This is a genomic window from Variovorax sp. P4_B10 (assembly GCF_056402375.1).
The window spans coordinates 20,985-34,157 of sequence record NZ_JBFUHN010000025.1 but is presented as its reverse complement, the minus strand read 5'-3'; the positions used below and the strand labels follow the sequence as shown (position 1 = coordinate 34,157).

9 protein-coding genes are annotated in these 13,173 nt (G+C 68.1%); 2 read left to right on the top strand and 7 right to left on the bottom strand.

Going from position 1 to position 13,173, the window contains the following annotated elements:
- From AC1DXX_RS13880 to AC1DXX_RS13870, 3 genes are read right to left on the bottom strand one after another with little or no spacing between them, the layout of a single operon-like run.
- A complete protein-coding gene (locus AC1DXX_RS13880) occupies nucleotides 1-369 on the bottom strand; it encodes a Rieske (2Fe-2S) protein (RefSeq protein WP_478134783.1) in 369 nt (122 codons plus the stop codon).
- A gap of 10 nt (nucleotides 370-379) precedes the next feature.
- Entirely contained in the window at nucleotides 380-1,051 is a 672-nt protein-coding gene (locus AC1DXX_RS13875; protein WP_478134782.1) for an HAD family hydrolase, read from the bottom strand.
- Complete coding sequence (locus AC1DXX_RS13870) at nucleotides 1,044-2,138, bottom strand: RluA family pseudouridine synthase (protein ID WP_478134781.1); 1,095 nt, start codon at nucleotides 2,136-2,138, stop codon at nucleotides 1,044-1,046. Before AC1DXX_RS13870 ends, AC1DXX_RS13875 begins: the two co-directional genes overlap by 8 nt.
- A 544-nt stretch (nucleotides 2,139-2,682) precedes the next feature.
- Here AC1DXX_RS13870 and AC1DXX_RS13865 point away from each other — a divergent pair.
- Complete coding sequence (locus tag AC1DXX_RS13865) at nucleotides 2,683-5,901, top strand: Rne/Rng family ribonuclease (protein WP_478134780.1); 3,219 nt, start codon at nucleotides 2,683-2,685, stop codon at nucleotides 5,899-5,901.
- A gap of 157 nt (nucleotides 5,902-6,058) precedes the next feature.
- Here AC1DXX_RS13865 and AC1DXX_RS13860 read toward each other — a convergent pair whose 3' ends face one another.
- Genes AC1DXX_RS13860 through hemC form a run of 4 tightly spaced genes read right to left on the bottom strand, consistent with a single transcriptional unit; the run spans nucleotide 6,059 to nucleotide 10,169 of the window.
- Complete coding sequence (locus AC1DXX_RS13860) at nucleotides 6,059-7,342, bottom strand: heme biosynthesis HemY N-terminal domain-containing protein (protein ID WP_478134779.1); 1,284 nt, start codon at nucleotides 7,340-7,342, stop codon at nucleotides 6,059-6,061.
- Between the two features lie 7 nt (nucleotides 7,343-7,349).
- Nucleotides 7,350-8,447: a uroporphyrinogen-III C-methyltransferase gene (locus AC1DXX_RS13855; RefSeq protein ID WP_478134778.1), complete on the bottom strand. Its 1,098-nt coding sequence runs from the start codon at nucleotides 8,445-8,447 to the stop codon at nucleotides 7,350-7,352.
- A complete protein-coding gene (locus AC1DXX_RS13850) occupies nucleotides 8,444-9,226 on the bottom strand; it encodes a uroporphyrinogen-III synthase (protein WP_478134777.1) in 783 nt (260 codons plus the stop codon). The genes AC1DXX_RS13855 and AC1DXX_RS13850 overlap by 4 nt, the downstream gene beginning before the upstream one ends.
- 16 nt (nucleotides 9,227-9,242) lie before the next feature.
- A complete protein-coding gene (hemC, locus tag AC1DXX_RS13845) occupies nucleotides 9,243-10,169 on the bottom strand; it encodes a hydroxymethylbilane synthase (protein ID WP_478134776.1) in 927 nt (308 codons plus the stop codon).
- Between the two features lie 84 nt (nucleotides 10,170-10,253).
- On the opposite strand from hemC, the gene ppc reads away from it, so the two are divergent.
- Nucleotides 10,254-13,097 (top strand): phosphoenolpyruvate carboxylase, encoded by a 2,844-nt coding sequence (gene ppc, locus AC1DXX_RS13840; RefSeq protein WP_478134775.1) that lies wholly within the window; start codon nucleotides 10,254-10,256, stop codon nucleotides 13,095-13,097.
- Nucleotides 13,098-13,173: the final 76 nt, after the last annotated feature.

Sequence of the window (13,173 nt, the reverse complement as noted above, 5' to 3'; positions counted from 1 at the left end):
TCAAAAGATGAGAGGTTGGAGGTTCCAGTCAGTATGCCAGTGCACCACACCGTCGCGTTCGCTCAGGGCGATCTTCACGAGGCCGCCGCGGCAAGGGCCGCCTGCGCATTCGCCGGTATCGGGCTTGTAGACCGCACCGTGGGTGGCACACAGCAGCCACTGGCCGGTGTCGTCGAAGAAGCGGTCGGGCTGGAAATCCAATTCCATGGCCACATGGCTGCACCGGTTGAGATAGGCGTGCGGCTGCCCCTCGAAACGCACCGCGAAGGCGCGGCAGGTTTCGCCGCCGTGGATCACGTCGAAAGGCACGGCCAGGCCACCTTCGACCAGATCCGAGGCATTGCACAGCGGGATGCTCTCTTCGCTCATGACGAGATTTTCAGGCGTTATCGAGGAGCCACGTTTCCAGTGCGGCCACCGAGTGGGCGACGAACAGCGGCTTGAACTCGTCGAAGCTCGCGGGCTCGTGCGCGCCGTAGCTCACGCCCACGCAGGCGCAGCCGGCATTCATCGCCAACTGCAGATCGTGCGTCGTGTCGCCGATCATCAGCGTGCGCTCCGCGGGAACGTCGAGTTCCTCCATCAGCTCCAGCAGCATGCGCGGGTGCGGCTTGCCGAAGGTTTCGTCGGCCGTGCGCGAGGCATCGAAACGGTCGCGCAGCGCGACCGACTTCAGCGCCTCGTTCAATCCGCGGCGCGACTTGCCGGTGGCCACAGCCAGCTTGTGATCGCGCGCGCGCAGGGCATCGAGCATCTGCAGCACGCCGTCGAACAGCACGAGGTCGTCCTGGTGCTGCAGGTAGTGGTAGCGGTAGCGCGCCCCGAGTTCGGCGTATTTCTCCTTCGGCACATCGGGCGCCGCGCGCGCGAGCGCCTCGGCCAGCCCCAGGCCGATCACCCATGCGGCGTCGTTCTCGCTGGGCTTGGCGCCGCCGACATCGATCACCGCCGCCTGGATACAGCGCACGATCAGGCGCGTGGAGTCGTAGAGCGTGCCGTCCCAGTCGAAGGCGATCAGGTCGAAGCGGGGAGGTCTGGAGGAATCAGTCATGGGCCGTGGGAGTGAGATGTTGGGCCAGCGCCTCGAGCGCGGGTGGTGGCATCAGCGCGTGCAGCTCGGGCGGCAGGTCGGCCTGCAGCGCAATGCGCTCGCCGCCCGCCGGGTGGTTGAACTGCAATCGCCACGCATGCAGAAACATGCGCTTGAGGCCGAGTTTCTGCAAGGTGCGCTGGCGCTCGAAGTCGCCATATTTGTCGTCGCCCGCGATCGCATGGCCGGCCGAAGCCAGGTGCACGCGGATCTGGTGGGTGCGTCCGGTCTTGATCGTCACTGCCAGCAATGACAGCGGCGTGGCGTCGCCCGGCAGCGTGAGCCGCGCGAGCACGCGCACGAGCGTCACGGCGCGCATCGCGTCCGGATGGTCCTTGGCAACCACGCGCACGCGGCGTTCGCCGGCGCCGGAACCATCGGGCAGCAAATACTTGGCGAGCGGCGCGTCGAGCACCTTCTTGTTGGCGGGCCAGTTGCCCTCGACCAGCGCCAGGTAGGTCTTGCCGGTCTCGCGCTCGCGGAATTGATCCTGCAGCGCCACCAGCGCGCTGCGCTTCTTGGCGACCAGCAGGATCCCGGAGGTCTCCCGGTCCAGCCGATGAACCAGTTCCAGGAATTTGGCGCCCGGTCGCGCCGTGCGCAACTGCTCGATCACGCCAAAGCTCACGCCGCTGCCGCCATGCACCGCCACGCCGGCGGGCTTGTCGATGGCCAGCACCGCGTCGTCTTCGAGCAACACCGGGAATTCGCGCGCGGGTGCGGGTGGCGTGGCGCCCTCTTCCGCGCGCGGCGAAATCCGCACCGGCGGCAGCCGCAGCACGTCGCCGGCCTCGATCCGGGTTTCGGCCTGCGCCCGCCCTTTGTTGATGCGCACCTCGCCCGAACGAATGATCCGGTAGACGTGCGTCTTGGGCACGCCTTTCAGATGGCGGAAAAGAAAATTGTCGAGCCGCTGCCCCGCGGACTCTGCGTCGACAGTGATGAATTTGATGGCCGCATGCGGCGCACCTGTTTCCGCGCCCGCATTTCGATCTGCGGGATTTGGAGCCCCCGCGGGGCTTTGCTTCGCACCTATAATGTTTTTCACCAGCGCGGTCGTGTAAGTGCTTGATTAGACAGAAGTTTAGAGCACTGACGATGGCGCTGTGAGGTCGATGCCGCTTTGGCGCCGAGCTGCAAACCCCGCGCAATTGCGCAAAGTGGCAGGCCAGGCACCAAAGTCAAGCCGACACCCACGAAACACCGATACGGAATACCCAGCCTGCAGCTTCCAAGCTGCAGGCGGATCGAAGCGAGTCCCTTGTGTTGATGCTGCTGATTCAAATGTGCCTGCGCTGGCCAACCTGGCTTCGGCCAGCGGCCTCAGGCATTGAATCGTCCGTAGCGCGCGCCACCCTTGCGCAACCGGCTATCAAAAAGATAGCTACTCAACACCGAATCTGGCTCGCGCCCATCCACGCGCCCCCACCCCGGCTGTCTTCTTGAGCTGACGCTCGAGAGGCCTGCTCGCGCCTGGCGCGGCAGTCACAGCATCCGGGGCCAAGCGGCAATTCCCTGGTTTCGCGGGCGTCGTCCGTGCATCGTTGGCTCGTCAAGAGCCGGTAGAACGATACATATAAGGACAACGCATCATGAAGCGGATGCTGATCAATGCCACGCAAGCCGAAGAGCGGCGCCTGGCCATCGTCGACGGGCAAAAGCTCCTCGACTACGAAATCGAGATCGAAGGGCGCGAACAGCGCAAGGGCAACATCTACAAGGCGGTCGTGACCCGCGTCGAGCCCAGCCTCGAAGCCTGTTTCGTCGACTACGGCGAAGACCGCCACGGCTTCCTGCCGTTCAAGGAAATCTCCAAGCAGTACTTCGCCGAAGGCGTGTCGGCCAGCCAGGCCCGCATCCAGGACGCGATCCGCGAAGGCCAGGAACTGACCGTCCAGGTCGAAAAGGAAGAACGCGGCAACAAGGGCGCAGCCCTCACCACCTTCATCTCGCTGGCCGGCCGCTATGTCGTGCTGATGCCCAACAACCCCCGTGGCGGTGGCGTTTCGCGCCGCATCGAGGGCGACGATCGCGCCGAACTCAAAGAGGCGATGGACCAGCTCGAGTACCCGAAGGGCATGAGCATCATCGCGCGCACCGCCGGCATCGGCCGCTCGGCGCCCGAACTCCAGTGGGACCTGAACTACCTGCTCAAGCTCTGGAGCGCCATCGACGGCGCGGCCAAGGGCGGCAAGGGCGCCTTCCTGATCTACCAGGAATCGTCGCTCGTCATCCGCGCCATCCGTGATTACTTCAATCACGACATCGGCGACATCCTGATCGACACCGACGACATCTACGACCAGGCGCAGCAGTTCATGGCGCACGTCATGCCCGAGCATGCCGCCCGCGTGAAGCGCTACCGCGACGATGCGGCCCTGTTCAGTCGCTTCCAGATCGAGCACCAGATCGAATCGGCCTACGCCCGCACCGTGCAGCTGCCCTCGGGCGGCGCCATCGTGATCGACCACACCGAGGCACTGGTCTCGGTCGACGTGAACTCGGCCCGTGCCATCAAGGGCGGCGACATCGAAGAAACCGCCACCCGCACCAACCTCGAAGCCGCCGACGAAGTGGCCCGCCAGATGCGCCTGCGCGACCTGGGCGGCCTGATCGTCATCGACTTCATCGACATGGACGAGTCGAAGAACCGCCGCGAAGTCGAAAGCCGCCTGCGCGACGCGCTGCGCCAGGACCGCGCCCGCGTGCAGTTCGGTTCGATCAGCAAGTTCGGCCTGATGGAAATGAGCCGCCAGCGCCTGAAGCCGGCGCTCAGCGAAGGCTCGTCGATCCCCTGCCCCCGCTGCGGCGGTTCGGGCCACATCCGCGACACCGAATCGAGCGCGCTGCAAATTCTGCGCATCATTCAGGAAGAGTGCCTGAAGGACAACACGGCCGCCGTGCACGTCCAGGTGCCGGTCGAGGTGGCGTCGTTCCTGCTGAACGAAAAGCGCCCCGAAATCGCCAAGATCGAGCTCAAGCAGCGCGTCACCGTGCTGATGGTGCCCAACAAGACGCTCGAAACGCCGAACTACAAGCTCGAACGCCTGAAGCACGACGATCCGCGCCTCGACCACATCGAAGCCAGCTACAAGATGGCTGACGAGATCGAAGACCCGACGGCCGTCACGCGCCGCTCGCAGGAGCCGACCAACAAGCAGACGCCGGTCATCAAGGGCGTGCTGCCCGACGCGCCGGCGCCGGTCGTTCCGCCCAAGCCCGAAGCGGTGCGCGCGCCTGTCGCAGCCCCCGCACCGGTCGCTCCGCCCGTCGTGAGCGCACCGGTCCCGGCACAAACCGGCTTCTTCGCCTGGATCAAGAACCTGTTCGGCGGCACGCCGGCAGTTGCCCCGGCGCCCGCGCCGTCCGCCATTCCGGTCGAGGCGCCGAAGCCCCGCCGCGATGGTCGTCCCGGCCGCGATGGCGAAGCACGCGGCGGCGCACGTGACGGCGAACAACGCCGTGGCGGTCGCGGTGGCGAGGGCCGTGGCGAAAGCGGTGGACGCTCGGGTGGTCGCGACGGCGAACGCCGTGGCGGCCGCGGTGGCGAACGCCGCGAAGGACGCGGCGAAGGTCGTGAAGGCCGCAGCAGCGAAGTGCGCAACGATGCCGCCGGCCAGCCGCGTGAACAACGCGAGCCGCGCGAGCAGCGTGAACCCCGCGAGGCACGCGCCCCGCGCGACGGCGAGCAACGCCGCGGTGGTCGCGGTGAGCGCCGCGAAGGCGAAGGCCGCAATGCACCGGCCGAGGCACTCGACGGCAACGTCAACCTCGAAGCTCAACAACTGGCGCCCGGTGCCGACGAAGGCAACGCAGCGGAACGCGCTCCGCGTGCCCGCGGCGAACGCCGTGAACGCGGCGAGCGCGGTGGTGAACGCAATGAGCGCGGCGAACGCAACGGCGACAGCAGCGCCGCACGCGAACGCAACGGCGACACGCAGCCGCGTGGCGAAGCAGCCGCTGGCGAAGGCACTGCCCAAGGCGAGCGCGCACCCCGCAATGGCCGCGACGAACAGCGCGCACCGCGTGGCGACCGCAACGACGGCCATCGCGAGCGCCGCAACGATGCACCGCCCGCCGGCGCCGAAGGCGAAGCACGCGTTGCCGAGGTGGCAGCAGCCGACTTCGAGCAAGGCGGCAGCGAAGCGGCCAACAGCGAGCAGGCACCGCGTCGCGAGGGCGAAGAGCGCCGCGGTCGTTCGCGTGACCGCTACGGCCGCGACCGCCGCGAACGTGGCCCGCGTGACGAAAGCGAAGCTGGCGCACCGGCCGCCGAAGGCGCAACGGCTGCAGCAGCGGAAGCGGCCGGCGCATCGTACGAAGCCCCGGTCACCCGCCAGCAGCAACTGCCGCTGGCGTCGGAAGCCGTTGCCGAGCGCCAGGTCGCCGCAGCTCCCGAAGCGCGCGAACCCGCACCGCAGCAACAGCAACCCCGCTTCGAGCGCCCCGCCGCGGCCCCGTTGCCGGCAGCAGCGCCCATCGTGGTCGAAAGCGCCAAGGCAGCGCCCACCGGCAATGGCCGCGCGCTGCCCAAGGTGCAGCCCTTCGAGCTGCCGCTGAACGAACTCGCGCAGATCGCCGAAAGCTCGGGCCTGCAGTGGGTTAACTCGGATGCCGAGCGCATTGCGCAAGCGCGTGCTGCCATCGCCGCCGAGCCGAAGCCGGTGCATGTGCCGCGCGAACGCCCGCCGGCGATCGTGCTCGACGAAGGTCCGCTGGTGCTGGTCGAAACCCGACGCGACCTCGGCTCGATGTCGCTGCCGTTCGAGAAGCCGGCGGCCGATACGCAGCAGCAGCCAAGCACGTACTGAGCACGAAGCTGGCTCGCAAATGAAAAACGGCGCCTTGGCGCCGTTTTTTTATGCCTCTCGGCGATTGGCGGAACGAAGATTCACGTCGCCCGGATGCGCTGCAATCGCCGCCGACGCGTGCCCCCGGATCAAGAGGCACCGCACCGATCCGCGGTGCTCAGGTATTCTGGGTCTGCGCCGCGCGCTTCCACGCAGCGGCGGCCTGTTCTGCATCGTCTCGCGCCTCGGCCAGCTCGGCCAGCGCAAGCCAGGCGCGGCGGTACAGGTCGGTGTCCTGCAGGCCGAGCCCGGCCTGGGTGAGCAGTTGCTGGGCCTTGCCCCAGAGCTGGCGCTTCATGCAGGCCATGCCTGCGAGGTATTGCAGGTTCGGGTCGCGCGGATTGTTGCGCTGCGCGCTTTCGATGCGGGCCAGCCAGTCGGCATCCACCGAATCGAGCCCCGCTTCGAGCGCGCGTGCCAGCTTGACGCGCAATGCGTCGCCCAGGCCGCGCGGGTTGGCCACCATGCGCTCCCAGGCCGGCAGCAGCCAGCCGCGCGCCAGCGACAGGTCGCCGTGCAACACCACCATGCGTTGGGCTGCGTGGATCGCCACTTCGGGCATTTCACGCTCGTTGGCGTCGAGCTCGGACCAGGCACGCATCAGCTGCGCCGGGTCGTGTGCACCCGACAGCAGTTCGGTGGCCAGGCCGCGCACGATGCTCTGCGCAGCCGCATCCGAGAAAGCGCGGTGCTTCGCCAGCAAGCGGGCGGTTTCGAGGGCTTCGAGGGTGCGCCGGTCCTGGCGAGCCGCCTTGAGTCGCAGGCGCAAGGCCAGCGTACGGCGCTGCGCACCCTGCGGCAGTTCTTCGAGCCGCGCGAGTGCAGCGGCGGCATCCCGGTCTTCGAGCGCCCAGCGTGCGGCGCGCAGCTGCACGCCTTCGCGCGTCTCGGGGCTGGCGAGCACCGTGCGGTCGACGCTTTCGTTGAGGGCCTGCTGCAGATGGGCATCGCGTGCCGGCTTGTCCTGCAAGGCCTGCGCGCTCTCGGCTGCGAGCAGATGCGACAGCACGCGCACCTGTTGCGCCTGCGGCAGGCTCGCGCCGAGCGCGGCCAGTGTTTTTTCCTGCGTCAGCGCGGCTTGCGCGGCCTTGCGTGCACGGGAGAAACGGCCCGCAATCAGCTGCACCATCGCATCGAGCAAGGCGGCGTGCAGGGTGCGCTCCTTCTGTTGAAGGCGCCATTGGCGGGCCTGCGTCGGCAGCGAGAACAGCGCAGCCAACGCGCGCAGCGCGACGTGCAGCAACACGAAGGTCGCCAGCAGGATCACGAGCACGAGGTTGAGCGACAGATCGACCCGCCAGGGCGGCCAGAACACGGTGATCGTGCCCTGGTTGTTGCCGGCGAACAGCGCCACCGCCGCAGCGACGGCGAACAGCGCGAGGAGCCAGAGTGCAGCGCGCATGACCGGGTCAGCGCCCTGCGGCCGCAGTGGCCAAGGCCGCGAGCGTGTCGTCGATGCGTGCCGACTCGGTGGTCTTCACCTGCGCCTGGAGCTGCTGCAACAGGGTTGCGGCAGCCTGCGTGCGGCGCGATGCAGGATCGAAATAGCGGTTGAGCGACGCAGCCACCTGGGCCAGCTCGCTGCGCGTGGCATCCACCTGTCGCGACAGCAGCGAGAGGCGTGCATTGAGCAGCTTGAGCTTGAGGTTCTCGCGCAGGAAGTAGGTTTGCTCGGGCGCCAGCAGGATCGCCTCGGGGCTCTGGATGCGCCCGACCCGGACCAGCGACCGGGCTTCGCCGCGCACCGTGAGCAGCACGCGGTGCCACCAGGGCGCATCGGCCGGAATCGGCTCGGTCTGCCAGGCATTGACGCCCGTGCCGCGCACCGCCACCGCATTGAGCGTGGGCAGGTCGTCCACGCTGCGCATCAGCTCGTCGAGTTTCTGCAGCGCTTCGGCGCTGTCGACGCTGGCGCTGCTGCGCAGGCGGTCGGCGTCGCGCTGCATGGCCCGCTGCAGGGGCGCGAGCCGCGGCTGTGCCGCGCGCGCGATGCGGAGGTCGCCGGCCTTGAGCGCTGCGAGCAATGGCTCCATGCTGCCGGTCACCTGGGCTTGCTGCAGCGCGAGGCGCACGGCCGACTCGATGTCGACCACGAGGTTTTCGTCCCGCGAGCGCGAGAGGCTCTGCATCAGCTCTTCGAGCTGGGAGCGCTGCAGCGCGACTTCGGCCACGCGGGTTTCGATCAGCGCCACGCGAGCCGCAGCGTCACGCACCGTGTCGCTCGCCTGGCGCGCCAGCGTGCGCGCCTCCATCGATTGCGTGGTGGCTTCGGCGCTCTGGCGCACCAGCTGCTCCTTCATGCCGCTGACCTTGTTCCACAGCGCGATGGTCGTCAGCAGGGCAACCACCGCCACCAGGGCCACCAGGCCGAATCCGATGCGGGACAGTGTGGTGGCCGCCGCGGCCATGGCGGCCGGCGTCTGATGCGGCGCCAGCGTGGCGGGCACCGGCGCCGGTGCGGCAGCGGAAGAAGAAGAAATGTCGTCGGACGGAGACGCGGCGCTCATGCCAGGGATTCTATCGACGCGATCAGCGCATCCCGCAAAGGTGTGCAGACGCGCAACGCGCCAAAACCCGCGGCCCGCGCGGCTTCGCCGATGCGTGCATGGGTTGCCACCGCGCTCGCGGCATGCCAGTCGGTACCGGGCATCGCGCGCTGCAGATTCGCAATTGCCTCCGAGCTGCTGAAGAGCCAGATCGCGCGGCCTTCCGCGCCGTCGACGGCCAGTTGACGTTGTCTGACATCCAGCGACGGAGGCAGGCGGCGGTAGGCCACGACGGTGTCGCGATGGCCGCCCGCGGCATCGATTTCATTGGCGAGCCAATCCCGGCCGGTGGGATGCCCCGCCTCATCGCCGCCGCGGACGATCAGCACGCGCACGCCGGCCGAAACCTGGGACTGCACGCGCTCCCACAGCGCTTCCGAATCGAAGCGCGTGGCCTCGGGCGGTGGCGCATCGATGGTTTCCGGCCGCACGCCGGCGCGCAGCAAAGCGCGCGTGGTGCCGGGCCCGGTGGCCCAGAAGCGCCGGCCGACCATCGTTTCATCGCTCGAATCCGCGTCCCTGTTCAGGAAGAAATGCTCGACGGCCGTCGCGCTGACGAACATCAGCGCCGCATAGTCCTCGAGCCGGCGCCAGGCCGCGCGCAGCGGCTCGGCATCGCGAACCGGCTCGATCACGATCAGCGGCAGCGCCACCGCATCGAGGCCGGCCGCACGCAGATCGTCGACCCATTGCGCCGCCTCGCGCGCGGGCCGCGTGACGATGACGGGCCGCGCAGTCATCTGACGACGATGGATTTCAGTGGGCACCGGCGTCGCGCAGCAACGCGGCGGCACGCTCGCCGAGCGCATCGGCCTGTGCGAAGTCGCCGGCTTCGGCCTGCGCATGGACCCGCACGAGCGCTTCGTTGCCTTCCGGGTCGCCCCAGGCGGCATCGATGCGCAATGCGCCGCCGGCCTGCCAGCGGGCATGCGCCGCGAGCGGCATCGAGCAGCTGCCGCCCATTGCACGGCTGACCGCGCGTTCGGCGGCGGTCGAGAGCCAGTCGCCCCGGTGGGCGAGCGGCGCGAGCAGCGCGATCAGGTCGGCGCGATCGGCGCGCACCTCGATGCCCAGTGCGCCCTGCCCTGCGGCCGGCAGCATGTCGTCGGGTTCGAAGGCCACGCGGATGCGGTCTTCGAGCCCCAGCCGCTTGAGGCCCGCCGCGGCGAGCACGATGGCGTCGTACTGCCCTTCGTCGAGCTTGCGCAGCCGGGTGTCGAGGTTGCCGCGCAGCGGTTCGATGCGCAGGTCGGGGCGCTTTGCACGCAGCAGCACCACGCGGCGCAGGCTCGAGGTGCCGACCACCGCACCCTGCGGCAGTTCGTCGAGCGAGGCGTAGCGGGGCGAGACCAGTGCATCGCGCGGGTCCTCGCGCTCCAGCACGCAGGCCAGCACGAAACCCTCGGGCAGATCCATCGGCACATCCTTGAGCGAATGCACCGCGATGTCGGCGCGCCCTTCTTCCAGCGCGAGTTCGAGTTCCTTGACGAAGAGGCCCTTGCCGCCGACCTTGCTCAACGTCCGGTCGAGGATCTGGTCGCCGCGGGTGGTCATGCCCAGCAGGCTGACCGCGTGGCCTCGTTCTTGCAAAAGCGCTTGCACGTGCTCGGCTTGCCACAGGGCCAGCCGGCTTTCGCGCGTCGCGATCACGATATTGCTCAAGACCGCTCCCAAAAAGTACATGTTTCCAGACCTCCGGAATGCTAGCATGTTGCGCCGCAGCAACGCAGGCGGCGCATCCATTCAAGTCCCCAGGAACAACATCGAATGAAAGCCAGCAAGACCCCTGCACGCCCCGCGCGCCGCCAGGCCGAAGACCAGCCATTGATCGACGACATCCGGCTCCTGGGCCGCATCCTCGGCGACGTGATCCGGGAACAGGAGGGCGACGAGACCTACGCGCTGGTCGAAAAGATTCGCACCCTGTCGGTGGCTTTCCGGCGCGATGCCGACCATGCGGCCGACCGCGCGCTCAAGAACCTGCTCAAGGGCCTGAGCGCGGTCGAAACGGTGCGGGTGATCCGCGCCTTCACCTACTTCAGCCACCTGGCCAACCTTGCGGAAGACCGCCACCAGATCCGCCGCCGCACCGAGGCCGATCGCGAAGGCGTTCATGCCGACGGCGACCTGCAGACGGCCCTGGCCCGCATCCGCAAGGCCGGCATCAAGCCCGACGAGATCGTGGCCTCGCTGGCCCACAGCTACGTGTCGCCCGTGCTCACCGCGCACCCGACCGAAGTGCAGCGCAAGAGCATCCTCGATGCCGAACGCGCCATTGCCCTGCTGCTCACCACGCGCGACGAAATCAAGCTGCGCCAGAACGCCTACGCGAGCGGAAAAGACGCGCTCTCGCCGATCGAACTCGCCGACAACGAAACACAGATGCGCACCCGCGTCACGCAGATCTGGCAGACGCGCATCCTGCGCTTCTCCAAGCTCACGGTGGCCGACGAGATCGAGAACGCGCTGAGCTATTACGAAGCGACCTTCCTGCGCGAGATTCCGCGCGTCTATGCCGACCTCGAGAAGGCATTGACCCACGGCGGCACCACGCCGTCGGTGGCGCCCTTCCTGCGCATGGGCCAGTGGATCGGCGGCGACCGCGACGGCAACCCCAACGTCACCGCCGAAACGCTCGAATACGCGCTGAGCCGCCAGTGCGAACTGGCGCTGCGCCACTACCTCACCGAGGTGCACTACCTCGGCGGCGAACTCTCGCTCTCGGCCACGCTGGTCGATGTGTCGGTCGAGATGCAGGCGCTGGCCGAACGCTCGCCCGACACCAACGAGCACCGCAAGGACGAGCCCTATCGCCGCGCGCTCACCGGCGTGTATGCGCGGCTGGCCGCCACGCTGCGCGAGCTCACCGGCGGCGAGGCCGCGCGCCATGCCGTCGCGCCGCAGAACCCGTACGCCAACGCCGAAGAATTCCTCGCCGACCTGCGCACCGTGGAAGAGTCGCTGGCCGAAAAGCACGGCAGCGTGTTCGTGGCGCAGCGCCTGCGCCCGCTGATCCGCGCGGTGGAAGTGTTCGGCTTCCATCTCGCCACGGTCGACCTGCGCCAGAGCTCCGACAAGCACGAGGCCGTGATCGCCGAGTTGCTCGCCACCGCGCGCATCGAGCCTTCGTACGCCTCGCTGGCCGAAGAAGCCAAGCAGACGCTGCTGCTCAAGCTGCTCGACGATGCCCGCCCGCTGCGCGTGCCCGACGCCGACTACTCGCCGCTCGCAAAAAGCGAACTGGCCATCTTCGCCGCGGCACGCACCGCGCGTGCGCGCTACGGCGCCGCGGCCATCCGCCACTACATCATCAGCCACACCGAAACGGTCAGCGACCTGCTCGAAGCGCTGCTGCTGCAAAAGGAAGTGGGCCTCTTGCGCGGTGCGATGGCCACCAACGCCGTGTGCGACCTGATCGTCGTGCCGCTGTTCGAAACCATCGAAGATTTGCGCAACGCCGCGCCCATCGTGCGTGCCTTCTATGCGCTGCCGAACATCCAGGCACTGGTCGAACGCTCGGGCGCCGAGCAGGACGTGATGCTCGGCTACAGCGACAGCAACAAGGACGGCGGCATCTTCACGAGCAACTGGGAGCTGTACCGCGCCGGCATCGCGCTGGTGTCGCTGTTCGACGAGCTCAACAAGAAAAAGGCCAACCCCATTCGCCTACGCATGTTCCATGGCCGCGGCGGCACGGTGGGACGCGGCGGCGGCCCGAGCTACCAGGCGATCCTCGCGCAGCCGCCAGGCACGGTGCGCGGCCAGATCCGCCTGACCGAACAGGGCGAAGTCATCGGCTCGAAATACGCCAACCGCGAGATCGGCCGGCGCAACCTCGAAACGCTGGTGGCCGCCACGCTCGAAGCCACGCTGCTGCCGCAGGGCAAGTCGGCACCCGCCGCCTTTCTCTCGGCCGCGGGTGAACTTTCGACCGCCAGCATGGCGGCGTACCGCAAGCTGGTCTACGAGACCCCCGGCTTCGGCGACTATTTCTTCGGCTCCACGCCGATCCGCGAAATTGCCGAACTCAACATCGGATCGCGCCCCGCTTCGCGCAACCCCAGCCACAAGATCGACGACCTGCGCGCGGTGCCGTGGAGCTTCAGCTGGGGCCAGTGCCGGCTCACGATTCCGGGCTGGTTCGGCTTCGGCTCGGGCGTGGAGCAGTTCCTGGCCGCTGCAGGCAACGCCGCGGGCAAGAAGGAACGCCAGGCGCTGCTGCAACGCATGTATGAACAGTGGCCCTTCTTCCGCACGCTGCTGTCGAACATGGACATGGTGCTCGCCAAGAGCGACCTCGCACTGGCTTCGCGCTACGCCGAGCTGGTGACCGACCGCAAGCTGCGGCAGAAAGTGTTCTCGATGATCGACGCCGAATGGCACCGCACCTCCGATGCGCTCACGCTCATCACCGGCGCGAAGCAGCGGCTCGAAGGCAATGCGGAGATGCAGCGCTCGGTGCGCCACCGCTTTCCGTACATCGACCCGCTGCATCACCTGCAGGTCGAACTGATGCGGCGCTACCGCGCGGGCGACGGCGGCGAGCGGCTGCAGCGCGGCATTCACATCTCGATCAACGGGGTGGCGGCGGGCTTGCGCAACACCGGCTGATTAGGTGCCGACCACCAAAGACGAAGGGCGCCTTGTGCGCCCTTTCCTACGTGGACAGTCGGCAAAACAGGCACCT

Bases quoted from the DNA above. Each gene is read 5' to 3' on its own strand.
- AC1DXX_RS13880 (WP_478134783.1), bottom strand. From the start codon at position 369: ATGAGCGAAGAGAGCATCCCGCTGTGCAATGCCTCGGATCTGGTCGAA.
- AC1DXX_RS13875 (WP_478134782.1), bottom strand. From the start codon at position 1,051: ATGACTGATTCCTCCAGACCTCCCCGCTTCGACCTGATCGCCTTCGAC.
- AC1DXX_RS13865 (WP_478134780.1), top strand. From the start codon at position 2,683: ATGAAGCGGATGCTGATCAATGCCACGCAAGCCGAAGAGCGGCGCCTG.
- AC1DXX_RS13860 (WP_478134779.1), bottom strand. From the start codon at position 7,342: ATGCGCGCTGCACTCTGGCTCCTCGCGCTGTTCGCCGTCGCTGCGGCG.
- AC1DXX_RS13855 (WP_478134778.1), bottom strand. From the start codon at position 8,447: ATGAGCGCCGCGTCTCCGTCCGACGACATTTCTTCTTCTTCCGCTGCC.
- AC1DXX_RS13850 (WP_478134777.1), bottom strand. From the start codon at position 9,226: ATGACTGCGCGGCCCGTCATCGTCACGCGGCCCGCGCGCGAGGCGGCG.
- hemC (WP_478134776.1), bottom strand. From the start codon at position 10,169: ATGTACTTTTTGGGAGCGGTCTTGAGCAATATCGTGATCGCGACGCGC.
- ppc (WP_478134775.1), top strand. From the start codon at position 10,254: ATGAAAGCCAGCAAGACCCCTGCACGCCCCGCGCGCCGCCAGGCCGAA.